This window comes from Streptomyces sp. SID3212, assembly GCF_009865405.1.
Taxonomy (GTDB): Bacteria; Actinomycetota; Actinomycetes; order Streptomycetales; family Streptomycetaceae; genus Streptomyces.
In genome coordinates, this window is record NZ_WWJY01000667.1 from 1 (window position 1) to 826 (window position 826).

Here is an 826-nt window from a genome sequence, read left to right on the forward strand (position 1 = left end):
ACGGGCCGGCCTCGCCGCGGGCCGGCCGCTCAGCATCGCGACCGGCAGGACGATCATGGCCGGGCTCAACTGCGGTACGCCGTCCCCGCTCGCCTGGCCGTATCTCCAGGGAGGCCTCGACGCGTGTGTCACCGTCACCGACCCGGCGTCGGCCCGCGCGGTCGCCGACCTGGGCCGCCTCGGAGTGTCGTCCGGCCCGTGCGGGGCCGCCTGCCTGGCGGCGGCGCGCGCCACCCTCACCGCCGCCATTCCCGGCGACGGCCGGGCGGACCACCGCCGCCGGCTGCTGGGCGTGGACGCCGACGCGACGGTGGTCCTCCTGAGTACGGAGGGCGCGTCCTAGGACGCGGCGTGCTCCCTGTCGGCCGTCGGGCCCCGCAGGCGCGCGCGTGACGCGTGCCGATCGCGTCGTCCAGGCGCCGTACGCGCGCCCCGCCCTGGTGGACCGGACCGAGGAGAACCTGGCGGCCGTCGAGGCTTCGCGTGGTGCGTACGACGCGGGGACCAGTGCCGACGGGGACACGGGCCCGGCGCGGGAAGTCTGACGAGCCGTCCTGAGGGGTGTGTTTCATGTGCGTTGCGATGAGCGCTTTCGATAGGGTGAGGGGCGGAGGTGACTGCTGTGTCGCAGCAGGACGAGCTTTTCGCGTCGGTCGACGCGCTGTTGGAGCAGGTGGCCGCGCAGGACGGGCTGCCCGAACCCGAGGAGCGCAAGCGCCTGCGGAAGGCGGCAGGACTGAGCCAGGAGCAGGTCGCGCGGGCGCTGGACGTGCGGCGCGAGGCCGTGACCGCGTGGGAGGCGGGCCGCACCGAACCGCGCGCGCCC

The 826-nt window shown here is 75.7% G+C and carries 3 protein-coding genes; all 3 read left to right on the forward strand.

The window, feature by feature from the left end; all coding sequences use genetic code 11:
- A partial coding sequence (locus tag GT042_RS20030; protein ID WP_161310094.1) for a pyridoxal-phosphate dependent enzyme occupies positions 1–343 on the forward strand: 343 nt, incomplete at its 5' end.
- A 46-nt stretch (positions 344–389) separates the two neighbouring features.
- Positions 390–545 carry a hypothetical protein gene (locus GT042_RS20035; protein WP_161310095.1) on the forward strand — a complete coding sequence of 52 codons (156 nt, stop codon included), beginning with the start codon at positions 390–392 and terminating at the stop codon, positions 543–545.
- Positions 546–622: 77 nt separating this feature from the next.
- Positions 623–826, forward strand: a 204-nt coding sequence (locus GT042_RS20040; RefSeq protein ID WP_161310096.1) for a helix-turn-helix transcriptional regulator, incomplete at its 3' end; no start/stop codon positions are given.